General features: G+C 70.2%; 21 protein-coding genes. 8 read left to right on the plus strand and 13 right to left on the minus strand.

The genetic code is table 11. From position 1 onward, the window contains the following. The first annotated feature begins 17 nt into the window (after positions 1-17). From DC434_RS03920 to DC434_RS03935, 4 genes are all read left to right on the plus strand, one after another. Positions 18-896: an alpha/beta fold hydrolase gene (locus tag DC434_RS03920; protein WP_116633928.1), complete on the plus strand. Its 879-nt coding sequence runs from the start codon at positions 18-20 to the stop codon at positions 894-896. A gap of 151 nt (positions 897-1,047) precedes the next feature. Beyond that, complete coding sequence (locus tag DC434_RS03925; RefSeq protein ID WP_116633929.1) at positions 1,048-1,785, plus strand: DUF1684 domain-containing protein; 738 nt, start codon at positions 1,048-1,050, stop codon at positions 1,783-1,785. Between the two features lie 37 nt (positions 1,786-1,822). Then, entirely contained in the window at positions 1,823-2,872 is a 1,050-nt protein-coding gene (locus DC434_RS03930) for a biotin/lipoate A/B protein ligase family protein (RefSeq protein ID WP_116633930.1), read from the plus strand. Next, positions 2,851-3,843: a site-specific DNA-methyltransferase gene (locus tag DC434_RS03935; RefSeq protein WP_116633931.1), complete on the plus strand. Its 993-nt coding sequence runs from the start codon at positions 2,851-2,853 to the stop codon at positions 3,841-3,843. Before DC434_RS03930 ends, DC434_RS03935 begins: the two co-directional genes overlap by 22 nt. Positions 3,844-3,973: 130 nt before the next feature. Here DC434_RS03935 and DC434_RS03940 read toward each other — a convergent pair whose 3' ends face one another. Then, positions 3,974-4,543 carry a TetR/AcrR family transcriptional regulator gene (locus DC434_RS03940; RefSeq protein ID WP_116633932.1) on the minus strand — a complete coding sequence of 190 codons (570 nt, stop codon included), beginning with the start codon at positions 4,541-4,543 and terminating at the stop codon, positions 3,974-3,976. Between the two features lie 149 nt (positions 4,544-4,692). Between DC434_RS03940 and DC434_RS03945 the strand changes: the two genes are divergently transcribed. Genes DC434_RS03945 through DC434_RS03955 form a run of 3 tightly spaced genes read left to right on the plus strand, consistent with a single transcriptional unit; the run spans position 4,693 to position 8,347 of the window. After that, on the plus strand, positions 4,693-6,000 hold the full coding sequence (locus DC434_RS03945; protein ID WP_116633933.1) for an MFS transporter: 1,308 nt from the start codon (positions 4,693-4,695) through the stop codon (positions 5,998-6,000). 29 nt (positions 6,001-6,029) lie between these two features. Next, on the plus strand, positions 6,030-7,592 hold the full coding sequence (locus DC434_RS03950) for a carboxylesterase family protein (RefSeq protein WP_116634039.1): 1,563 nt from the start codon (positions 6,030-6,032) through the stop codon (positions 7,590-7,592). After that, the gene (locus tag DC434_RS03955; RefSeq protein WP_133192772.1) at positions 7,589-8,347 is read left to right on the plus strand and encodes a phosphatase PAP2 family protein; all 759 of its coding nucleotides are present in this window, start codon (positions 7,589-7,591) and stop codon (positions 8,345-8,347) included. Before DC434_RS03950 ends, DC434_RS03955 begins: the two co-directional genes overlap by 4 nt. Here DC434_RS03955 and DC434_RS03960 read toward each other — a convergent pair. From DC434_RS03960 to DC434_RS04005, 10 genes are all read right to left on the minus strand, one after another. Beyond that, entirely contained in the window at positions 8,332-8,832 is a 501-nt protein-coding gene (locus DC434_RS03960) for a DUF3237 domain-containing protein (RefSeq protein WP_116633935.1), read from the minus strand. The two genes, DC434_RS03955 and DC434_RS03960, sit on opposite strands and share 16 nt — an antisense overlap. Continuing rightward, positions 8,829-10,073: a flavin-dependent oxidoreductase gene (locus DC434_RS03965; RefSeq protein WP_116633936.1), complete on the minus strand. Its 1,245-nt coding sequence runs from the start codon at positions 10,071-10,073 to the stop codon at positions 8,829-8,831. The genes DC434_RS03960 and DC434_RS03965 overlap by 4 nt, the downstream gene beginning before the upstream one ends. A gap of 64 nt (positions 10,074-10,137) precedes the next feature. Beyond that, positions 10,138-11,760 carry an amidohydrolase gene (locus DC434_RS03970; protein ID WP_116633937.1) on the minus strand — a complete coding sequence of 541 codons (1,623 nt, stop codon included), beginning with the start codon at positions 11,758-11,760 and terminating at the stop codon, positions 10,138-10,140. A gap of 58 nt (positions 11,761-11,818) precedes the next feature. Beyond that, complete coding sequence (locus tag DC434_RS03975) at positions 11,819-12,286, minus strand: DUF3237 domain-containing protein (protein ID WP_116634040.1); 468 nt, start codon at positions 12,284-12,286, stop codon at positions 11,819-11,821. Next, complete coding sequence (locus DC434_RS03980; RefSeq protein WP_116633938.1) at positions 12,283-13,983, minus strand: ABC transporter ATP-binding protein; 1,701 nt, start codon at positions 13,981-13,983, stop codon at positions 12,283-12,285. Before DC434_RS03980 ends, DC434_RS03975 begins: the two co-directional genes overlap by 4 nt. Next, positions 13,980-14,843 (minus strand): ABC transporter permease, encoded by an 864-nt coding sequence (locus tag DC434_RS03985; RefSeq protein WP_116633939.1) that lies wholly within the window; start codon positions 14,841-14,843, stop codon positions 13,980-13,982. The genes DC434_RS03980 and DC434_RS03985 overlap by 4 nt, the downstream gene beginning before the upstream one ends. Then, positions 14,840-15,787 carry an ABC transporter permease gene (locus DC434_RS03990; protein WP_116633940.1) on the minus strand — a complete coding sequence of 316 codons (948 nt, stop codon included), beginning with the start codon at positions 15,785-15,787 and terminating at the stop codon, positions 14,840-14,842. Before DC434_RS03990 ends, DC434_RS03985 begins: the two co-directional genes overlap by 4 nt. A gap of 31 nt (positions 15,788-15,818) precedes the next feature. Then, positions 15,819-17,465 carry an ABC transporter substrate-binding protein gene (locus DC434_RS03995; RefSeq protein WP_116633941.1) on the minus strand — a complete coding sequence of 549 codons (1,647 nt, stop codon included), beginning with the start codon at positions 17,463-17,465 and terminating at the stop codon, positions 15,819-15,821. A 99-nt stretch (positions 17,466-17,564) separates the two neighbouring features. Then, a complete protein-coding gene (locus DC434_RS04000) occupies positions 17,565-17,999 on the minus strand; it encodes a DUF3237 domain-containing protein (RefSeq protein ID WP_116633942.1) in 435 nt (144 codons plus the stop codon). Continuing rightward, on the minus strand, positions 17,996-19,660 hold the full coding sequence (locus DC434_RS04005; RefSeq protein WP_116633943.1) for a CocE/NonD family hydrolase: 1,665 nt from the start codon (positions 19,658-19,660) through the stop codon (positions 17,996-17,998). Before DC434_RS04005 ends, DC434_RS04000 begins: the two co-directional genes overlap by 4 nt. A 145-nt stretch (positions 19,661-19,805) precedes the next feature. Here DC434_RS04005 and DC434_RS04010 point away from each other — a divergent pair, with 145 nt between their 5' ends. Then, the gene (locus DC434_RS04010; protein ID WP_116633944.1) at positions 19,806-20,375 is read left to right on the plus strand and encodes a TetR/AcrR family transcriptional regulator; all 570 of its coding nucleotides are present in this window, start codon (positions 19,806-19,808) and stop codon (positions 20,373-20,375) included. A 138-nt stretch (positions 20,376-20,513) separates the two neighbouring features. On the opposite strand, the gene DC434_RS04015 is transcribed toward DC434_RS04010, so the two are convergent. Continuing rightward, positions 20,514-20,873: a cupin domain-containing protein gene (locus DC434_RS04015; protein WP_116633945.1), complete on the minus strand. Its 360-nt coding sequence runs from the start codon at positions 20,871-20,873 to the stop codon at positions 20,514-20,516. Beyond that, on the minus strand, positions 20,870-22,273 hold the full coding sequence (locus DC434_RS04020; RefSeq protein WP_116633946.1) for an FAD-dependent oxidoreductase: 1,404 nt from the start codon (positions 22,271-22,273) through the stop codon (positions 20,870-20,872). Before DC434_RS04020 ends, DC434_RS04015 begins: the two co-directional genes overlap by 4 nt. Positions 22,274-22,282 lie beyond the last annotated feature (9 nt).

Consider the following 22,282-nt stretch of genomic DNA (forward strand, 5'->3'; position numbering starts at 1 on the left):
TCGGTAGGCTCTCCCCCGTGACGGATACCCGCGAGTTCACCGACGCCCATGGCATCGCCATCGTCTACGACGTCCATCCGGCCACCGCGACGGCCCGAGGAGTGGTCCAGCTCCTGCACGGCGTCGGCGAGCACGCCGGCCGATACGGCGTGCTGGCGAAGGCCCTCACCGATGCCGGATTCGTCGTGTACGCCGACGATCATCGCGGCCACGGCCGCACCGGCATCCGTCAGCACGGCGGACCCGCGCGGCTGGGGCGTCTCGGCACGGGCGGACTCCGCGCGGCCGAAGACGCGATCTGGCAGCTCACCGGCATCATCCGCGACGAGAACCCCGATCTGCCGCTCGTGCTCCTCGGGCACTCGTGGGGATCGTTCCTGGCCCAGAAGCTCGTCAATCACCACCCCGAGGCCTGGGACGCCGTCATCCTCTCCGGATCGGCCCTGCTGACTCCGGGGTCGCTCAACGCCGCGCCGCTCAACGCGCGCTGGGCGAAGGACGAGGGTGCGACCGGCCTCGAGTGGCTCAGCCGCGATCCCGCCGTGTGGGAGGCGTTCGATGAGGACCCGCTCACCACCGACGTCCCGCTGCTCAAGCTCTTCGGCCCGATCGAGGCCGCCAAGCTCTACGGCCGCCCGGCGAAGGACCTCGTCTCGAAGGCGGGCCACGACATCCCGATGCTGCTGCTCGTCGGTCGCGACGATCCGGTGGGCGGACCCCGCAGCGTGCACAAGCTCGCCGACGAGTACCGCTCGCGTTCCGGTCTCGCCGACGTCACGACGCTGGTCTACCCCGATGCGCGTCACGAGATCTTCAACGAGCTGCAGCAGGACGAGGTGCGCGCCGACGTGCTCGCCTGGCTGGACAGCCGCTTCCCGTCGCGCGCGGACGGCTGACCCGCGCGGCAACCCGGCACAGCGCTCGCGCATTCCCTTCGGAGTCGCGACATTACGCACAGTGAAGGTGCGTGACGTCATCCGGGCGGCCGCAGCCGCCGCCGTTCTACATTCGGACCATCATTCCGCGGGAACGCGAGAGGGCGGTCGGATGAGCTTCGTCAGCGAATGGCGCGATTGGCACGCGGCGCGTGAGCGGCTCGCGGGATCGGAGTACGGTCCCTCGGCCCTGGAGTCGACGAACTGGCTCATCGAGATGCCGGCGGCCGTGGACGGCATCCCGGGCCTCTGGGCGCTGACCGGCGACGGCGGCATCCGCGGCAGCGAGCTCGGGCAGTCCGGTGCGAGCGTGACGCTGCGGGGTGCCGAGAGCTTCCGGCTCGGGCGGCGGGAGCTGCGCGTCTTCGACCGTCACGGAACGCTGGCTCTGCGGGTGCTGAACCCGTCCCGCCCGCAGCGCGAATGGTTCACGGCGATCGACGCCTATGCGCCCGACGAGCGCTGGCGCCTGCCGGCGCGGTTCGAGCAGACGCCCGACGAGCGGGTCGTGATCACCGCGGTCGACGGCGAGGAGCGGGAGTCTCCTGTCGCGGGACGTCTGCACTTCGAGCTCGCGGGTGCGCCGCATACGCTGACCGTGACGCGGAGCTCGCAGGGCACCCTGAGCGCCGTCTTCGCCGACGGCACCAACGGGCTCGAGACCTACCGGTTCCGCTTCCTCCCGATCGAGGAGCCCGCCGATGACGGCTCCGCGATCATCGACTTCAACCGCGCCTACCTCCCGCCGTGCGCGTTCTCGGATCAGTTCGTCTGCCCGCTTCCGCTGCCGGGCAACCGCTATTCGACGCCGATCCGGGCGGGCGAACGCGTCGTCGTGCTCGGCGGCTGACCCGCCGCGGGCCCCCGGCGCGCCTTAAGCTGGAACCGTGCACGGTGAATACAAGGTTCCAGGAGGAAAGCTGGTCGTCGTCGACCTCGACGTCGAAGACGACAGGATCGCGCGTTTCCGACTCGCCGGCGACTTCTTCCTCGAGCCCGACACGGCGCTCGACGACATCAACGCCGCCGTGAACGGCCTGGCGGTGGAGTCGGATGCGACGGTCATCGCCGCCGCGGTGCGCGAGGCTCTGCCCGACGGGGCCCAACTGCTCGGCTTCACGCCCGAAGCCGTCGGCACGGCCGTGCGCCGCGCACTGGTGACCGCACCGGGCTGGCGCGACTTCGACTGGGAGATCGTGCACGACAAGGCCGTCTCGCCGCGCATGAACCTCGCCCTCGACGAGGTGCTCACCTCGCGGGTCGGCGAAGGCCGCCGCCGGCCGACGCTGCGCATCTGGGAATGGGACGAGTCCGCCGTCGTCATCGGGTCGTTCCAGTCGTACCGCAACGAGGTCGACCCCGAGGGTGCGGCCCGGCACGGGTTCGACGTCGTGCGTCGCATCTCCGGCGGCGGGGCCATGCTCATGGCCGCGGGACAGATCATCACGTACTCGCTGTACGTTCCGGCGTCCCTCGTCGCGGGCATGACGTTCGCCGACTCCTATGCGTTCCTCGACGACTGGGTGCTGCAGGCGCTGCGGTCGCTCGGGATCGATGCGGTGTACCAGCCGCTCAACGACATCGCGAGCCCGACCGGCAAGATCGGCGGCGCCGCGCAGAAGCGCCTCGCGAACGGCGGGGTGCTGCACCACGCCACGCTCTCGTATGACATCGACGGTCAGACCATGACCGAGGTGCTGCGCATCGGCCGCGAGAAGCTGAGCGACAAGGGCACGACCTCTGCGGCGAAGCGCGTCGACCCGCTGCGCAGCCAGACCGGGCTGACCCGCGCCGAGATCATCGAGCGCTTCAAGGACACCTTCCGCTCGCTGACGGATGCCGAGACGGGCACGATCGCCCCCGACGAGTACGCCGCAGCCGAAGCCCTCGTGGAGTCGAAGTTCGCCACCGAGGCGTGGCTGCATCGGGTGCCGTGACCGACCCTTCGACGGGCTCGGGGGCCCCGGCGTCGAAGGGCTCCGTCACGATCATCGAGGGCGACAACCTCGTCGCCGCGGCGTCTCTGCCCGCGGCATCCTTCACCCTCGTCTATCTCGACCCGCCGTTCAACACGGGTCGCGCGCAGGAGCGGCAGGTGGTCACCGCGCGACGCGCGTTCACAACTCAGTCAGAATCCGGGGAACCGGCCGCTGACGGGGTCTCGCCGGCCGATTCTGCGCCGGTCTTGCTGAATACCGAACACGCGGATGCCGCGACCGAGGTGCGGCACGGGTTCCACGGGCACGCCTACGAGCGGGTGCGCGGGATGCTGCGCGCGTACGACGACAGCTTCGACGACTACGGGGCGTTCCTCATGCCGCGGCTCGAGGAGGCGTGGCGGCTCCTCGCCGACGACGGCACCCTCTACCTGCACCTCGACTACCGCGAGGCGCACTACGCGAAGGTCATGCTCGATGCGGTGTTCGGGCGGGACTGCTTCCTCAACGAGCTGATCTGGGCCTACGACTACGGGGCGAAGTCCCGGCGCCGCTGGCCGACCAAGCACGACACGATCCTCGTCTACGTGAAGAACCCGCGCGAGTACGTCTTCAACTCCGAGGATGTCGACCGTGAGCCGTACATGGCGCCGGGGCTCGTGACGGCGGAGAAGGCGGCCCGGGGCAAGCTCCCCACCGATGTCTGGTGGCACACGATCGTGCCGACGACCGGGCGCGAGAAGACCGGGTATCCGACGCAGAAGCCCGAGGGCATCCTGCGCCGCATCGTCACGGCGTCGAGTCGTCCCGGCGACCGCGTCCTCGACCTCTTCGCCGGCAGCGGTACGACCGGGGCGGTCGCGTCGGTGCTCGGCCGCGATGCGGTGCTGGTCGACGACAATCCCGAGGCGGTCCGGGTGATGACCGAGCGGATGCCGCACGCCGAGGTCATCTCGTCCTCCGGTCGTTGAGCGAGCGCAGCGAGACGAAACGCCGCGCCGCCCCCACCGTCATCCGTCGGTTGATCGCACACGTGCAGGTCGAGATCGACGGTTTCGACCTGCGGGCGTGAGATGAGCCTGCAGATGGAGGCCAGGCGGGTCAGACCGGGCGCAGCAGCACGAGGAACTGCTCGATCTCGGCGGCCATGTCGAGTGTGGGGTCCAGCATCCAGGCGGACTGCAGGCCGTCGGCGAGGGCGTGCATCGTCCGCACGATCCACGCCGGATCGAGGTCGTCGCGCAGCAGGCCCGCCTGCTGATCAGCCGCGACCTGCGCCAGCGTGAAGCTCTCGACGCGTGCGGTTCGGTCGCGGAAGTAGTCGTGCGCCGGATGCTCGGGGTCGCCGGCCTCGGCGGCGAGCTGCGCGTAGAGCTGAACGAGTCCGGGGACAGAGGCGTTGTGCCGGGTCACCGCGAGGAAGGCCGCGATCACGTCCTCGCCGGCGTACTCCTGCTCGTCGCGGTCGTCGCGCGCCTGGAGGATCGCGACGAAGAGCTCCTCCTTGGTGCCGAAGTAGTGCAGGAGGCCGGCGGGGCTGAGGCCCGCGGCATCCGCGATCTCCCGCACCGAGGCCTTGCGATACCCGTGCTCGGCGACGACGGCGAGGGCCGCTTCGAGGATCTCCTCGCGCTTGGCGACGCCCTTCGCGTATGCCCCTCGAGTCGCCATGGCTCCAGGGTATCCGTCACGACTCGATCACGAAAACCAAACAACGTTCGTGAATCACTTGCGCTCGCGAGGACGCGTCTGTCACGATGTCCGATGAATACCAAACAACGTTTGGGATTCATTCCGCATCCGCTCAACGAGGAGCCGACATGTCCGTGTCCCCGCTCGACCCCGCCGCCGAACTCGCACCGACCGGGACCATCCGGTCGGCGCCGCCGTCGGCGGGCGAACCCGCCGCCAGTCCGCCCGCGAACCGCAGGCTGCTGCCCAGTCTGCTGATCGCCTCGCTCACCCTCTTCGCCACGTACGGCGGGCTCATCGCGATCCTGCTGCCGAGTCAGGTGCTGCTCATCGACGAGGCGAACAAGGTCGCCAACCTCGGCCTGGTCACCACCATCTCGTTCGTCTTCACGCTGTTCGCGCAGCCGATCGTCGGCGCGCTGAGCGACCGCACCCGCTCGCGCTTCGGTCGTCGGGTGCCGTGGATGGTGATCGGCGCGATCGTCGGCGGCATCTTCCTCTTCGGTCTCGGCTCGCTCAGCGACATCCTCTGGATCACGGTGTTCTGGGTCGTCATCCAGGTCGCCCTCAACTTCTTCCAGGCGCCGCTGACCGCCATCACCGCCGATCGCTTCCCGCGCGCCAAGCGCGGCGGGGCGAGTGCCATGATCGGTCTCGGGACCCAGCTCGGCATGACGGTGGGGATCATGCTGGCCGGCGCCTTCGCCGCGCAGATCGGCATCGGGTACTCCGTCTTCGGCGGTGCGGTGATCGTCGCCGCCCTGCTGTTCGCCCTCGTGAACCGGGACTGGTCGTCGAAGGACGCCGCGGTCGAGGCGTTCCGCTGGGGCGCCTTCTTCCGGGGCTTCTGGATCGACCCGCGCCGCCACCCGGACTTCGCCTGGGCCTTCGCCGCGCGCTTCCTGCTCATCCTCGGGTACTTCGTCGTGAGCGCTTACCAGCTCTACATGCTCACCGACTACATCGGCCTTCCGCTCGCCGAGGCCCAGGGAGCCGTGGTCACGCTCACGCTCGTGGCCTTCGTGCCGACCCTCATCGCGATCGCTCTCTCGGGCTGGTGGAGCGACAAGGTCGGCCGCCGCAAGGTGTTCATCTATGCGGCATCCGTCGTCATGGTGGCGGGGCTCGCGATGCCGCTGCTGCAGCCGAACATGACCGGCATGATCCTGATGAGCATCATCAACGGCATCGGCTTCGGGCTGTACATGTCGGTGGATGCCGCGCTGATGACCGAGGTGCTGCCGAACGAGGGGGTCTCGGCGGGCAAGGACCTCGGCATCCTCAACGTCGCGACCAACGTGCCGCAGGCGCTGAGCCCCGCGATCGGCGGAGTGATCATCACGGCGCTGGGGGGCTACGCGACGCTCTTCGTGTTCGCGATCGTGTTCGTCATCCTCGCCGCGATCGCCACCGCTCCGATCAAGGGAGTGCGCTGATGCTCAGCAACGAACAGGAGAATGCTGTGATGACCGACACCGACACCGAGTTCGTCGAGGTGGCCACCGCCGCAGGGCGCGTGCGAGGTCGCTGGCGTCCGACCGCGGGTGGGCGGGGGAATCCGCGGTCCGCGGCATTCCTCGGCATCCCGTTCGCGGAACCGCCGGTGGGCGCGTTGCGGTTCCAGGCGCCGGTGCCGAAGGCCCCGTGGGCCGGGGTGAGGGACGCTCTCGAGTTCGGGCCGACCGCGCAGCGGGGCGACCCCGGCGTGACGCTCATCCCGGAGCCGAGCGTCGACGGGGAGTCGACGCTGAACGTCAACGTCTTCACGCCTGCCCTTCGACGAGCTCAGGGACCCAGTGGTGAGGCTCAGTGGCCCAGTGGTGAGGCTCAGTGGCCCAGCGGTGAGGGACCGGATGCCGGGCTGCCGGTGCTCGTCTGGATCCACGGCGGCGGCTACTTCGCCGGCTCCCCGGCCAGCCCCTGGTACGACGGCCGCAACTTCAACCGCGACGGCGTCGTGACCGTGTCGATCTCGTACCGTCTCGGCTTCGACGGCTTCGGCTGGATCGAGGATGCGCCCTCGAACCGTGGCGTGCGCGACTGGCTGCTCGCACTCGAATGGGTGCAGCAGAACATCGCGGTGTTCGGCGGCGACCCGTCGCGCGTGACCATCGCGGGACAGTCCGCCGGCGGTGGCGCGGTGCTGACGTTGCTCGGGATGGAGAAGGCGCAGCATCTGTTCCACGGTGTCTACGCGGTCTCGGGCGCCCTCGCGGATGTGTCGGCGGAGCGTGCCGAGGCGTTCGGCCGGGGTCTCGCGGCGACCGCAGGCGTCGAGCCGACGGTCGCGGGATTCTCGTCGCTCGCCGAGGAACGCGTGCTGGCGTTGCAGAAGAAGGCCACGCAGCTCGGCCCGTCGTCGCTCGGAGCCATCGTCGACGAGGGGCTGCCGCTGGGGCCGTCGATCGACGGCGACCTGCTGCCGCGGTCGACGAGGGAGTCGCTGCGCGCGGGAGTCGGGGCTGACAAGCCGCTCGTGCTCGGCGCGACCGACGACGAGTTCACCATGGCATTCACGGGTGCTGCGGAACGGGCGCTGCGCTGGGTGCCGCAGAGCTTCCTGCTCGCCAGGCTCGGCCTTCCGAAGAGCGCGCGGCAGGCTTATCTCGACGCGAACGCCGATGTCGCGCGACGAGGCAAGGCGCGTCTCGCCGGTCGGCTGCTCACCGATCGGATGTTCCGCGCGGCGCTGCTGCGCGTTGTCGAGGATCGGGGGTCGGCCCCGACCTGGCTGTATCGGTTCTCCTGGCCGTCCGGCCACTTCGGATTCGCGGAGCACTGCCTCGACGTGCCGTTCTTCTTCGACTGCCTCGACGGCCCGGCGATGGAGCCGTTGGCGGGACCGAAGCCGCCGCAGGAGCTCGCGGACGAGCTGCACGGCGCCGCGGTCGCGTTCATCACGAGCGGCGACCCGGGATGGCCGAGACACGACGGGACAGGCGGGATCGCACGGGTGTACGACACGCCCACGCGTGACATCGCCGACGCCTACGCATCGGTGCGTCCGCTGCTGGGTGCCGCGTCGTGACCGCCGTGGAGACGGCCGGGTCCTCGACCCGGCCGGTGACGGTCGCGCGCCCGCGGTGGATGCCGTGGACGGCGCTCGGACTGCTGGTCGCGTTCGTCGCGCTCGCGCTCGGCGTGCTCGCCGCGCCGGATGCCCCGTGGACTCAAGCCCTCGACGACCTGTGGCGCGGGGCCGTCGGCGTCGGGCCCGACTCCTGGGTGCCGGCGTTCGCGCTCGCCCAGCTGTTCCAGCATCTCGGCCAGCTCCCCGGCGCGGTGCTGATGATGATCCTTCTGCCGCTGGTCCTCGTGCTCGTGGGACGGTGGCGTTCGGCGCTCTTCGTGATCGCCGTGCAGCTGGCGGGACCCGGGCTGCTGTCGCAGCTCACCAAGAACCTCGTCGACAGGCCGCGCCCCGCCGAGGACACGGTGGCCGGGTTGTTCGGTCCCCTCGTGCAGGTCGACCACGGCTCCTTCCCCTCCGGGCATTCGGTGAGCATGGCGGCGATCATCATCACCGTGCTCGCCCTGATCCCGGCATCCGCGGTGTGGACACGGCGCATCTGGATCGTTCTCGGCGTGCTTCTGGCCGCCGGGATGGTGTGGCAGCGCACGCTCATCAACGCCCACTGGTTCACCGACACGTGCGCCGGCCTGATCGGCGGAGCGGCCGTGGCCGTGCTGCTGTGGTGGGCGTTCCTGCCGTGGCTGCGTCGCGATCACGACCGCCGGGCGTGGTTCCTGCGGAAGGTCGAGGCCGCTCAGCCGACGCGGTAGGCGCGGTACAGCACGGTGCTCGCCCGGCGCCGGGCGACCGCGAGGAACAGGCTCCGCTGGAGATGCTCGAGCGACGGCGCAGCTGTCTCCACGGCGACCGTCGTGCGGAAGGAGTAGCTGCGCGGATCGACATCCTCGCCTCGGCCCAGGCGCTCCAGGACCTCGGCGGGCCCGGTTCGCAGTCCCTTCGCGTGCAGCAGGAGGAGATCGCCGTCGGTCGTCCGCGCGGAGTACCGGCCGTCGATCTCGATCGTGCCGTCGGGGCGGACCAGCTGCCAGTCCGCCCCGCCGGGAAGGATCTCCGCCTCGACGACGCCGGTGATGCGTCCGCCCAGGATCGGCACGACGCGGCGGTGACCGGCGCTGGTTCCCCGATGGTCCTCCAAGGGGCCGAGGTCGACGGTCACGTCGAACGCGATGTCCAGGGTGGGGGCGGGCAGGGAATCGTGGCGATGGCGGTCCGCTCCGCTCGGCTCGGCGGTCATCGGCTCGGCGTGAGCGACGGACGCTCGTTGAGGATCGAGGGAAGGAAGCCGGCGGCGGCCTTGTAGTCCGCGGCGATCTTCGCGCGCTCGACCTCGGGGATGACCTGGTCGATGTCGGAGAACCCCTGGGGGGCGCGTTCATAGGCGAGCTGCATGACGCGTTCGGGCCCGGTCGCGCGCGTTCCGGCGAGCAGCGACGTCATGGCAGGACGGCGAGCGTCCTCGTAGCTCGCGAGCCCTTCGTCGATGGTGTCTGCCGTCGACAGGTGGAACGCCAGGGTGCGCGCATCCAGGATCGCCTGAGAACCGCCGTTCGAGCCGTTCGGGTACATCGCGTGCGCCGCATCACCGAGAAGCGTCGTCCGACCGAAGGTCCAACGGGGGAGCGCATCGCGGTCGACCATCGGGTACTCGAGGATCTCCTCGGCCGCGGCGATGGCCCCCGGGACATCGAGCCAGTCGAATCGCCAGTCGCGGAAGAGATCGGCGATCGGCGCAGGATCCACCGCGCGGTTCCAGTCCGCATCGCCGGAGCCGCCGACGCGCCGTTCCGCGATGAAGTTCACCAGCATCCGTCCGTCGTCCGCAGACGATGACAGGGGATACGCGACGAACTTCTGCTCGGCGTCACCCGCCATGATCATGGTGCGCCCGTCGAGGAAGGCGGGGATGCGGGTCACACCGCGCCAGAGCGTCAGACCGCTCCAGGGAGGCGCCCCCTCGGCCGGGTAGCGCAGCGCGCGCAGCGCGGAGTGGATGCCGTCGGCGCCGATGATGACATCCGCGGTGTCGTCGACCGGGCCGGCGTCGGTGGCGAAGCGTGCGGTCTCGGAGCCGTCCTCGTTCGCGACGACGTCGGTCAGGCGGTGCCCGAGACGGATCGGCTCAGCCAGTCGTGCGTCGGCCAGATCGCGCAGAGCGAGCTGCAGTCGTCCGCGGTGCACCGACAGCTGAGGCCATCGGTATCCGGCGGCGATGCCGCGAGGCTCACTCCACACCTCCTGCCCGAACCGGTTGAAGTAGGCGAGAGTCCGCGGCTCGACGCCCAGCGCGGCGATGGTCTCCGCGACACCGAGCTCGGTGAGCTCCCGCAGCGCGTGGGGCAGCAGGTTGATGCCGACGCCGAGTCCACGGATCGCGGCGCTGCGCTCGTACACGGTGATGTCGCGCAGCCCCGCTTCATGCAGACTGAGTGCGGCGGCGAGTCCGCCGATTCCCGCGCCGACGATGATGATCTTCATCGATCTCTCCTGATCTCTGCTCCGACGGAGCATCCGGTGAATACTGTCCTGTCGCGCGAGGGGCTCACGCCGACTCGTGGACCACGTGTCCCGCCACGATCGTCACGGCCGTGCTGACGCCGATGAGGGCTTCGGCGGGGATCGCGAACGGATCGACGCTCGACACCGTGATGTCGGCGCGCGCTCCGACCCGCAGCAGACCGCCCCCGCCCAGCACCAACTCGGCCGATCCGCTCGTGTAGGCCGTGAGAGCCTCGGTGAGCGTCAGGCGCTGTGCCGCGTCCAGCGGTTCGCTCGGCTGTCCGTCGGGGCCCGGCAGGCTGCGATTGACCGCGACGTGGATCGCCAGCCATGGATCGGCCGGCGAGACCGGCCAGTCCGAGCCCATGGCGAGGGCGGCACCGCTGTCGGCGATCGAACGGAACGGGTAGCCCGCACGCATGCGCGCCTCGCCGATCATCGGCACGACCGCCGGATCGTTCGATGCCCACAGGCCCTGGATGTTCGCGGTGATGCCGAGGGGACCGAACCGTCGCGCGTCGTCGGGATGCACCATGGACAGGTGGGCGAAGTGATGGCGCTGACCCGTGCCGTTCGCACGCCGCGCGGCCTCGACCGCCGCGAGCGCGACGCGCACCCCGCGGTCGCCCATGATGTGCAGGTGCATGGCGAAGCCGACCGCGTCGAGCGACACGACGAGAGCCTCGAGCGCCTCGGCGTCGATGTGCAGCTCGCCGCTGCCGGCATGGCTGCAGTAAGGCTCCAGAAGGGCGGCGGTCTCGCCGTGCGGCACACCGTCGACCATGGCCTTCGCCGTCGACGTGTCGAACCCGGCCGCGGCGTTCTCGGTCCGCAGGGCGACGAACCGCTCGACGAGTTCCGGGACCTCGGACGCCGTGGTTCCGGGCCGCACCCACAGAGCCCCGGAGGTGCGGCTGCGCAGCGAGCCGTCGGCGATCGTCGACCGATAGGCCTCGGTGCAGTCGGCCTTGCCGTTGTAGTCGCCGAGGATCGCCTCGTGCCAGCCGGTGATGCCGAGCGTCCAGAGGAACTCCTGCGCGTTCAGGAGTCCCGCGGTGATCTCGGCATCCGTGGCGGCGGGGATGGCGCGACCGACGAGCTCGGCCGCCGTCTCGTTGAGGTAGCCGGTCGGATCGCCCTGGTCGTCGTGATGGATGTGTCCGTTCGGCGGGGCCGGGGTGTCGCGGTCGACGCCGGCGAGCTGCAGGGCGAGCGAGTTCACCCAGAGAGTGTGGTGTCCCGCGTCGCTCAGCGCCACGGGGCGGTCGGGCACGATGGCGTCGAGCATCTGACGGGTCGGATGCGGGAACAGCTCATGACTCCAGCCGCCGCCGGTGATCCAGTCGGTGTCCGTCGTCTCGGCCGCGCGGGCGATCATCGCGAGAGTGTCGTCGACGCTCGCGGCGCCGGTCAGATCGCAGCTGAGCCGCTCGACGCCGGCGAACGCCGCGTGGATGTGCGCATCGACGAAGCCGGGGAGGATGCCGCCGCCCGCGGCGTCGACGACTCGGGTCTCGGGGCCGACGAGCGCGCGGATCTCGGCATCCGATCCGATCGCCAGGATGCGGCCGTCGCGGATGGCGACGGCGGTGTCCGCTGTCCCGACTCTGCCGTCGAACACGCGGCCGTCGACGATGCACACGTCGGCGTGAAGGGGGGTGGTCATGGCCGTTCTCCTCGTCGTGCGGCGATGCCGCGTGGGTGCTGCTGGATGGTCACGATCGTCACACCACGCGGAAGACGCGGATGACGACCTGGTCCTCGCCCGGACGTGCGTAGCCGATGAACTGCGACTCGGCGAGCCAGCGCAGGTCGACGGCATCCGTCTGGAAGACGAAGGCGGTGCGGTAGTAGAGGTCCTCCTCGCGCGGGATCCCGCCCGCTTCGAAGCGTTCGATCGCGTCGGCGTTGGCGCGCCAGTACCCGCGATTGACGACGTCGACCACGTGCCCGTCGATCTCGATCAGGTAGCGGGCGTCGAGCTGCGTGGTCACTCCGTGGTCGACCCACCAGTCACCGCCGCCGGGCAGTACGCGACCCTCCGCGCGAGGGCCGACGATGCGTCCGCCCGTGATCGGGGTGAAGTGCAGACCGCCGCCCTCGCCCCTGCCGATCCGCTGCGGAGGCGCGACGTCGACCTGAAGCTCGAAGCAGTACTCGAGCGAGGGGGTCATCGGTTCCGTGCTGGTCATCGCCATCTCCTCTTCGTGTTCCGGTCGATTCCGATCGTAGGGATCGGGGTGGTGCGCACCGGGATGCGGCGTTGCGGCACCCAGTCTGCCCGGGGGATCGAATCCAGCAGCAGGCGGGTGTACTCCGCCTGGGGGTCGTCGAGCACGGCATCCGTGTCGCCATGCTCCTCGATCCTTCCGTCGCGCATCACCACGACGTCGTCGCAGAGGCGTCGGATCACGGTCAGGTCGTGAGTGATCATGAGCAGGGCGACCCCGGTCTCCCGGCGGATCCGCTCCAGGAGCGTGAGGATCTCGACCTGCGTCGTGACGTCGAGTGCGGAGACCGCCTCATCGAGGACCAGGATGCGCGGTTCGGCCGCCAGCGCGCGCGCGATGGCGACCCGTTGGCGCTGCCCGCCGGAGAGCGACCTCGGGCGGGCGTCGAGAAGCGCGACATCGAGGTGCACCGCGTGCATGAGCGAGGTCACCCGTGCCGTGACGGTGGCGCGATCGTCGGTGCGGCGGTGCACCCGCACCGCTTCCGCCAGGCACTGCCGCACGGTCTGCCGGCGGTCCAGCGACTGGTACGGGTCCTGGAACACCATCTGCACGATCTTCGCCCTCGCGCGCCGCTCGCCGCCGGACCGCGCGGGGGTGCTCCAGTCGGCGTCCGCGACACGGACCGTACCGGCATCCGCTCTTTCCAGGCCGCAGATGATCCGCGCGGTGGTGGACTTCCCCGACCCGGACTCGCCGACGATGCCGAGCGAGCCGCCCGGTGCGAGCGCGAAGGAGACATCATCGACAGCGGTGAGCAGCTCGTGGCGACCGCCATGGGCCGCTCGCACCCGGAACGACTTCTGCAGTCCCTCGACACGGAGGAGCGGTTCGACCTCGGTCGCGGCTGCAGGGGCGTCGACGAGCGGAGCTGCACCGTCGAGGGAGGCCGACATGAGGAGACGCGTGTAGTCCTCCTGCGCGTCCTCCCGCATGCGGGTCGCCTGCAGAGTCTCGATCGTGCGTCCCTGCTTCATGACCACCACGCGGTCGCACACGGCGCCGGCGAGGGCGAGATCGTGCGTGATGAACAGCAGCGACAGGTCCCGGTGGCGCCGGAGGTCGCCGATGACCGCCATGACCTCCTCCTGTGTCGTCACGTCGAGGGCCGTGGTGATCTCGTCGGCGAGCAGCAGGCGGGGGTCCATCGCGAGAGTGGAGGCGATCATCACGCGCTGGAGCAGCCCGCCCGAGAGCTCGGCCGGGTGCTGACGCAGCCGACGCGCCGGAGACGGCACGCCCACCTCGTCGAGGAGTTCGACGGCGCGGCGCTCGGCGGCATCGGGGCCGACGCCGCCCACGGTGATCAGCGCCTCCGTGAGGAAGTCGCCGATCGTGCGCAGCGGATTGAGGTGCGCGCGCGGCGTCTGGAACGCCATCCCGATGCGGTGCGCGCGCAGCTCGCGCCGCGACCGCTCGTCGAGGGCGGCGAGGTCCTGGCCCTCCACCGCGATGGTGCCGGACGTCGTGAAGTGGGCGGGCAGGAGTCCCGCGATCGCCCGGACGCTGAGGGTCTTGCCCGACCCGGATTCGCCGACGAGCCCGACGGATTCGCCGAGGGCGACCTCGAGCGAGCAGTCGTGGACGAGCGTGCGCGGGCCGTCGGCCGTCGGCATCCCGATCTCGAGGCCGCGCAGCTCCAGCACCGGTGCGATCATCGTTCCTTCTCCTCTGCCCAGGTGGTGGCGCGGGCGCCGACGACACCCACGGAGAGCACGGTGGCGACGATCAGCAGCGCCGGGAAGAGAGACTGCTCGGGCGCACCCGCGAGGATCGCGGCCTGCCCGCCGGCGATCATGGATCCCCAGTCCGCGGCGGGAGGCTGCGCACCGAGACCGAGGAAGGAGATCGCGGCGAGATCGAGCATCGCGTAGCCGAATCCGACCGTCGCCTGGGCGGCCACGACGGGGATCAGGGCGGGGACCAGATGGCGGAAGCAGATGGCAGCGCTCGACACGCCCTGCACGCGGAGCGCGGCGACATACGGACGCCCGAGCTCGCGCGACGCGGCCGTCTGGGTGAGACGTGCCACGACGGGGATGTAGGCGATCGACAGCGCCACCACGGGGGCGACCAGCCCCTTGCCGAACATGGCGACCGCGAGCACCGCGAGCACGAGCCCCGGGATCGCGAAGATCACATCGATCACGCGGGCGATCGTCCCCCTCGCGATGCCGCCGAACCAGGCGGCGGTGATCGCCAGGGACATGCCGAGGGTCGTGGAGAGGATCACGACGATCACCGGCGCGATGATGCTGGAGGCGGCGCCGGTGAGCACCCGGGAGAGGATGTCGCGCCCCAGATCGTCGGTGCCGAAGAGGTGATCGAGGGATGCCGGGCCGTTCGGAGTGCCGACGTAGAGCTGGTCGGGAGGATACGGCGCGATCCAGCGCCCGGCGACGACGATCACGGCCACGAGGGCGAGCACGATCACAGCGGCGACGACCAGTGGGTCGCGCTGCCCGAGCCGGCGGGCGGTGACGGGGAGACGACCCGCGGCGAGCTGTCCGACGCTCATGCGCTCCTCCTCGATCGTGCCGAATCGGGATCGATCACGGCGGCGAGCAGATCGGCGACCGCGTTGAGCACCACGAAGAGGGCGACCAGCAGCAACGAGACGATCTGCACCACGGGGAGATCCTTCCTGGCCGCGGCCTCGGTCAGCAGAGATCCGACGCCGCCGAGCCCGAACGCCTGCTCCGCGATGGCCGATGCCGCGAAGAGCCCGGCGATGGTGGTGCCGGAGATCGCGAGGATCTGCGGGGCGGCGTTGTGGAACACATGTCGCCGGAATACCCGGTTCCACGGGATGCCGCGCACGCGCGCGGTCTCGACATGCTCGGAGTGCAGCTGCGCGACGAGCGCACTGCGGGTCACCCGGCTGACGTAGGCGATGAACATCAGCGCGAGCGAGACGGCAGGCAGCACGAGGTGCCAGAGCCGGTCGACGCCTTGCTGGCCGGCGCCGAAGGTCGGGAACCAGCCCAGCGACGTCGCGAAGATCCAGATCAGCAGGATGGCGACGATGAACGTCGGCAGCGCCATGCCGAGCGACGTCGTGACGGACACCGCCATATCGGTCCGACGACCGCTGACGGCGGCGAGGATGCCGGATCCGAGTCCGAACACCGCGATCAGAGCGGCCGTCAGCAGCACGAGCTGGAACGTCACCTCGAACCGTGCTCCGACCAGCTCCGCGACATCCGTCTTGTAGACGAACGACTGCCCGAAGTCTCCGGTGAGCACGCCGCCGAGCCAGTGCACGTACTGCAGCCAGATCGGGTCGTCCAGTCGGTACTCGGCGCGGATGGCCGCGACGAGCTCGGGGGTCGGACGAGCGCCCCCCGCCAGCGCCGCCACCGGGTCTCCCGGCGTCAGCAGCAGCGCCGAGAAGATGATGACGCTGGCGAGGAACAGGGTGAGCACGAGTCCGCCCACCTTGCCGAGCACTGTCCTGATCATGATGCGATTCCGTCTCGTCCGCCCGGTCGACTCACTCGGCGCCGAGGTGCAGCGCCCACGGGGAGCTGTAGATGGCGACGGAGGTGGTGATGCCGGTGAGATCGTCGGACAGGTAGGTGAGGTGGTGGGCTCCGGCGAGCGTCACCTGCAGCTGGTCGGGTGCGAACACCTCCTGCGCCTTCACGAAGGCGTCGGCGGCGGCCGTCGGATCGGTCGCGGTGCGAGCGGCCTGCAGATCGGCGGTCACCACGTCGTTCGAGTACCCCGACCAGTTGAAGATGCCGCCCAGATCGGCGGGCAGCATGAACAGCTGCGGGTACCCCAGCACGCCCGGCACCTCGAGGTAGCCGACCGTCGAGACGAAGTCGATGCCCGCGCGGAGCTCCGGCGAGAAGAACAGAGCGCCGAAGTCAGCCGGCTGCCGCTCGTCGATGGTGATGGTGAGGCCGATGTCGTTCGCGGCGCTCTGCACGATCGCGGCCGTCTGGGAGAACTCCTTCGCCCCCGCGGGGATCGCGAGCACCAGCGGAACGGACGTGTCGATGCCGGACTCGGCGATCAGTTCCTTCGCCCTGTCGAGGTCGACCTCGGGTTCCGGCAGGGCGTCATAGGCGTCCTGGTAGATGTCCTTCGCCTCCATCCCGCCGAACACGAACGGCGGCACGATCGTCTTCTGGACCTCCCCGAGCCCCTGGAGGACGGTGTCGATGTACACCTGTCGGTCGATCGCGAGACTCAGCGCCTGGCGGACCAGCGGGTCGGCGGCGGCGCTGTCGGCCGACGTGGGGCCGAAGCTGTACGAGGCGGTGGACGGTCCGACGATGAGCCGTCCTGCGCCCCCGTCGCCCTCGAAGCTCTGACGGGATCCGGGCGGCACGTTGAACGCCCCGTCGATCTCGCCCGCGGTCAGCGCCGAGGTGAGCGTGGCGCCGTCGGTGACGAAGACGAAGCGGATGCGCTCGGTCAGGGGTGCGCCGCCCCAGTAGTCCGGGTTGGCGACGACGGAGATCTCGGTGCCCGGCTTCCAGTCCTCGAGCCGGTAGGGCCCCGCGCACATCAGGCCGCCGCCGGACGTGCCGAGCTCCTGGCCGGCGGCTTCGCCGAAAGCCTGGCTCATCACGGCCCCGCCGCCGCCCCCGAGGGCGTCGCGGAAGGTCGAGTCCGGTGCCGTGAAATGCACCAGCACCGTGTCGTCGTCCGTCGCCTCGATGTTCGAGATCAGCGCGAAGGCGGCGAACCACTGCGACGCGGGGGTGCGGTTGCGCTCCAGGCTGTAGACGACGTCGGATGCCGTGACAGGCGTGCCGTCCCAGAAGGAGACGTCGTCGCGGATCGTGATCTCGAAGGTCACGGGGTCGATCCACTCGGCGGTCTCGGCGATGCCGGCCTCGATCGTGAAGTCCGGCTCGACGGTGAGCAGACTGTCGCAGAGGTTCGGGATGATCACGTTCGCCGAGGATGCAGGGTCGAGCGTCTGAGGCTCGCCTTCGACGACGGCCCAGGTGACCTCGTCGACGGGGGTGGTCGCCGCCGGGAGCGCGGTGACGAGGGAGGTCGGATCGACCTGCTCGGCGTTCTCGGTGGTGCTGGTGCGCGGAGCGCAGGCGGTGGCGGCGAGTGCGGTCACGGTCGCCAGTGCGGTGACGGCGGCGAGCCGGCGTCGGGTGGTGGGGGTCATGTCGGGTCCTCTCGGGTGCGTGCAACGGAGGTGGTGCGGGCAGTGCGGAGGTGATGCGGTGGTGGTGCGGTGGTGCGGGTTCTTGCGGTGGTGACGCGGTCAGCGGACGACGTAGACGCGGATGCAGATCTGCTCGTCCTCGTCGCGGGCCAGGCCGATGAACTGGTTGCGGCTGAGCCAGCTGTGCGCCGGCGCATCCGTCTGGAACACGGGAGCCGTGCGGAAGTACGGCGTTCCGTCCTCCTCCTCGCGGTAGTAGCCGCGGTTGAGGATGTCGATCGCCGCGCCGTCGTCGGCGCGCAGCAGGTAGCGCGCCTCGAGCTGGTGGGTGCCGTCGCGCTCGACCGACCAGTCGCCGCCACCCGGCAGGACGGTGCCGCACAGCAGGGGGCCGTCGACCGTGCCTCCGGTGATGGGCGTGAACGCGAGGATCTCGTGCGGCCCGCGACCGAGGTGGATGTCGGTGTCGACGTCGACGCGGATCTCGAAGGCATACTCGAGGACCGGTGCGGGAAGGGCGGCGGGGTCGGTCATGACAGGTCTCCTTCGAGGACGGGGAGGCGGAGGGCGAGGCCGGAGGGCCCGCCGAGGGTGAGGTGCTGCCGGTTGACGGCGGTGGCGCCCCCGGCCCACGGATCGGCGCCGGTGCCGGTCTGCGGGAGGAACTCGGGGTAGTCGCTGCTCGACACGTGCAGGCGCAGGCGATGGCCGGCGTGGACGCGGTAGCCGATCTGCCCCAGATCGATGTCGAGGTCGGCGGGTTCGGCGGCGCCGGTGACCTGACGCTGGCCGCGAGCGATCCGCAGAGCCGTGCCGTCGGGAGCGACGTCGAGCAGGCGCAGGAAGACGTCCATCACGGGGCCGTCGGAGCGGACGCTGACGACGGCACGCACCGGCCCGGCGAGTTCGACGTCGTCGGAGAGAGGCGCGGTGCTGAACGCGAGCACGTCGTCGCGGTCGCCGATCGGCGCCTCGTCCGGAAGCTCCAGGAGGAAGGAGAACGCGTCCTCCGCGCTCGACGGCACGAGGTCGGCGGGATCGTGCGTCCAGCCGACCTCGGTCGCCTCGACCGCATCCGCATCGGCATCCGTCGTCAGTCCGCCCTCGGCGGTGGCGCGCAGCTCGACGGTCCGGGCGCCCGCGGGCGGCCAGGTCGTCGCGACGCGGTCCTCGTGCGTGCCGGCGAGGTTCCAGTGCACCGGGGGGATGTCGGAAGGGGATCCGTTCCCGCGCAGGTACACCTCGAAGAACGCGAGAGCGGGATCGAGCGTGCGCGGCAGCAGGGCGCGCACCTGCTCCTCGGTGCGCTCGGCGACGCGGTCCTCGGGCGCACCGAGCAGCTCGTAGCCCTCGTGGTCGATGGACTCGATGCGCAGGTGATGGTGCGCCGCCCAGGCGGGATGCCTCTCGATCTCGGCGACGTCCGCCCAGGACAGCGGTGCGCAGTTGTCCCACCATCCGATCGTGTGCAGCACGGGGATCGAGCGGGCGGCGTAGGGCGTTCCGAGCGGGAAGCGGGGCAGGTGCACCGGGCGCGGATACCACTGGTCGTAGGAGATCGAGCGCTCGCCGACCGCGGTGAGGAACTCCTCGACCTGGGCGGCGAAGTCGCGGCGCGACCAGTCCGGTTCCCACAGGAAGGTGTCGTTGCCGTGGAAGTGGCTGACGGGGTAGAGGTAGGTGATCGCCCACTCGACGTTCGAGACGCGCTGGCCAGGGCTCCGGCGCACCGGCTCGCCCAGGCCCGTGCCCGTGACCCGCGGGGCGATCGCCTTGAGGGCAGGGTGGCCGCTCGCGGCCGCCGCCCACTGCGTGTAGCCGTAATAGCTGTCGCCCCACATCACGACGCGGCCGTTCGACCAGGACTGCTGGACGATCCAGTCGAGCGTGTCCTCGCCGTCGCTGACCTCGTTCACGAAGAGCAGCGCCTCGCCCTCGGAGCGGAACTTGCCGCGGACATCCTGTGCCACCACCCGGTAGCCGCGCTCCAGGAAGTACTCCGCGATGAGCGGGATGTACGTGTAGGCGCCGCTCTTGTCATAGGGGAGCCGGATGAGGATCGTGTCGCCCGCATCCGCCTCGGAATCGGGGAGATAGACATCGGCGGCAAGGAGAACGCCGTCGCGCATCCGCACGCGAGCCGGACGGGCGCGGTCGCTCTCCGGCGCCGCCGAGATGCGGGTGTAGCTGGCCATTGCTCTCCTTCGAAGCCTCCGCGCCGCGGTGTCTGCGGAGCTGGTGAATCACAAGCTAGGTCGGTTCGGGTTAATAGTCAAGTCCGACTAGACTAGAAACCGGAAAAAGTTCGGGATATCCTGCAGAGGCGGGAGAGGGAGAGTGATGGCACGTCCAACGGTCGCCACCGAGCGTCGCGAGCAGATCATCGACGCCACATTGCAGACGGTCGCGCAGCACGGCATCGCCGGCACGTCGCTCGACCGCATCGCCGAGGCCGTCGGCATGTCGCGCGGTCATGTGCGACATTTCGTCGGCAACCGCGACCAGCTGCTCGCCGAGACCGCACGGCGCGTGTTCTCGGACGATGCCGGACGGCTGACCATCCTGCCCGACGAAGTGACCACGTTCGCCGAGGCGCTCGACTTCCTCTTCGGCGAGGACTTCACCCGCTCCGACGCGGAGAACGCCGTCGTCCTCGGATTCGTCGAGCTCTCCCGTACGACGCCGGCCATCGCCGAGATCCTCGCCGAGGCGTACGCGAGCACGCGCAGGACCCTCGCGGCGTTCGCCGTCACCGCATACCCCCGGGCCGACGCCGAGACCTGCGAGCTCGTGGCCGACGGGACGCTGTCGGCCGCGCTCGGCAACGTGTTCATGGGCGACTTCGATCAGGACGAGGTGCGCACGGCACGCGTCCGCCGCGCCGTGGAGAAGCTCCTCGCGGCGATCTGACCCCGGGGGTCGAGGTGACGCGCCTCCCGGACTGTGTGCCCGCACTCCGCAGGCTGATCGCACGTTTGCAGGTCGAGATCGGAGATTTCGACCTGCAGGTGTGAAACGAGCCTGCAAAGCGTCTCGAACGAATGCGCGTCAGGCGATGTAGATCTTGCGCAGCGTCTCGCTGACGGTCCAGACCGTGCGCTGGCCGTCGGCCAGGCGCACCACGGACCCCGGGCCGACCTCCAGGTCGGGCAGCACCGGGTCGTCGAAGGCGATCGTGGCGCGGCCGCTGAGCACGACGAAGACCTCGTCTGCCTCCACATCGGATGCCGTGCCCGGCGTCATCTCCCAGACGCCGATCTCGGTGTCGCCGAGCGTCGCGAGGACCGCGCTCGCCGTCGTCGGCGCGCCGTCGCGCACCACCTCGGAGGGGAGCGGGGTATGAGAGAGGCACAGTGCCCCGGCATCCGCTCCGGTACCGGGCGCGAGGGCGCCGTCGGGAGCGGTCACGAGTCGAACCCCATGCCGACGGCATCCAGCGTCTTGAGGAACAGGTTGCGCTTGCCCTCGTTGTGGTCGGCCTGGTTCATCGCGGCGCGCACGAGGTTCACGCCGATCGAGGCGGCGGGCTCGGGCGGGAACGGGATCGGCTTCTCGCGCACCATCCGCAGATCCGTGCGCTCCGTCACCTCGCCCGACAGCTTGTCGAGCATGACGTCGGCGGCGAAGCGCGCCGCCCCGACGCCGAGTCCGGTGAACCCGGTCGCATAGGCCACGCGGCCCTTGCGTGCCGTGCCGAAGAACGCGCAGAACCGGCTCGACGAGTCGATGGCTCCGGCCCAGCGGTGGGTGAACCTCAGGCCCTCGAGCTGCGGGAACGTCGTGAAGAAGTGCGAGGCGAGCTTGCGGTGGCTCTCCATGCGGTCCTCGTACTCGGGGCGCACCTTGCCGCCGTAGTGGTAGATCGCGTCGTACCCGCCGAAGAGGATGCGGTTGTCGGCGGTGAGCCGGTAGTAGTGGAACTGGTTGGCGCTGTCGGCCAGGCCCTGGCGGTTCGACCAGCCGATCGACGCCATCTGCTCCGTCGAGAGCGGCTCGGTCATCAGCACGTAGTCGTACACCGGCACGGTCATCAGTCGGTTGCGCTTGAGGAGCGAGGGGAAGACGTTCGTACCGAGAGCCACGGCATCCGCCGTCACCCGTCCGTTCGCCGTCACGAGCGTGATCGGCCCGGAGCCGTCGCCCTCGACGCGCTTCACCAGGCTGTGCTCGTAGATCTCGACGCCGAGGTCGGCCGCGACGCGCGCCAGCTCCATGCCGAGCTTCGCCGGGTGCACCATCGCGCAGGCCTCGCGCTCCCAGGCGCCGCCGAGGAACGTGGGGGAGTGCACCTCGGCCTGCACGGCCTCCTGGTCGAGGAATCCGGGCTCGTCGCGGTACCACTCGACCTGGTGCGGCTCGACGGCGACGGCCAGCTGCCCCGTGCGCTCGAAGTCGACGTCCATGTCGTAGCGGGCTACCGTCTGCTCGATGCCGTCGAGGTTCTCGAGTCCCATCTCCTCGAGGCGGTCGATCTCCTCGGGCCAGCGGGTCAGGCCGTTCTCATGACCGTGGGTGAGGCTCGCCTCGCAGAATCCGCCGTTGCGACCGGATGCCGCCCACGCGATGCGCGACGCCTCGAGCAGCACGACGCGTCGCTCGGGGTCGCGCTCCTTGGCGCGCACGGCCGTCCACAGCCCGGCGTAGCCGCCGCCCACGATCGCGAGGTCGGCCGTGACGTGCCCGGTGAGGGTCGGGTGCGCGGTGCGCGTCACGTCGTCGAGCCAGAACACCCCGAACGCGGTGTCGCGCAGCGACCCGGTGACTGCGACGGGGGCGGGCAGGCGGCGTTCGAAGACGGTGGTTCCCATGATCACTCC

Source organism: Microbacterium sp. TPD7012, from assembly GCF_003075395.1.
Taxonomy (GTDB): domain Bacteria; phylum Actinomycetota; class Actinomycetes; order Actinomycetales; family Microbacteriaceae; genus Microbacterium.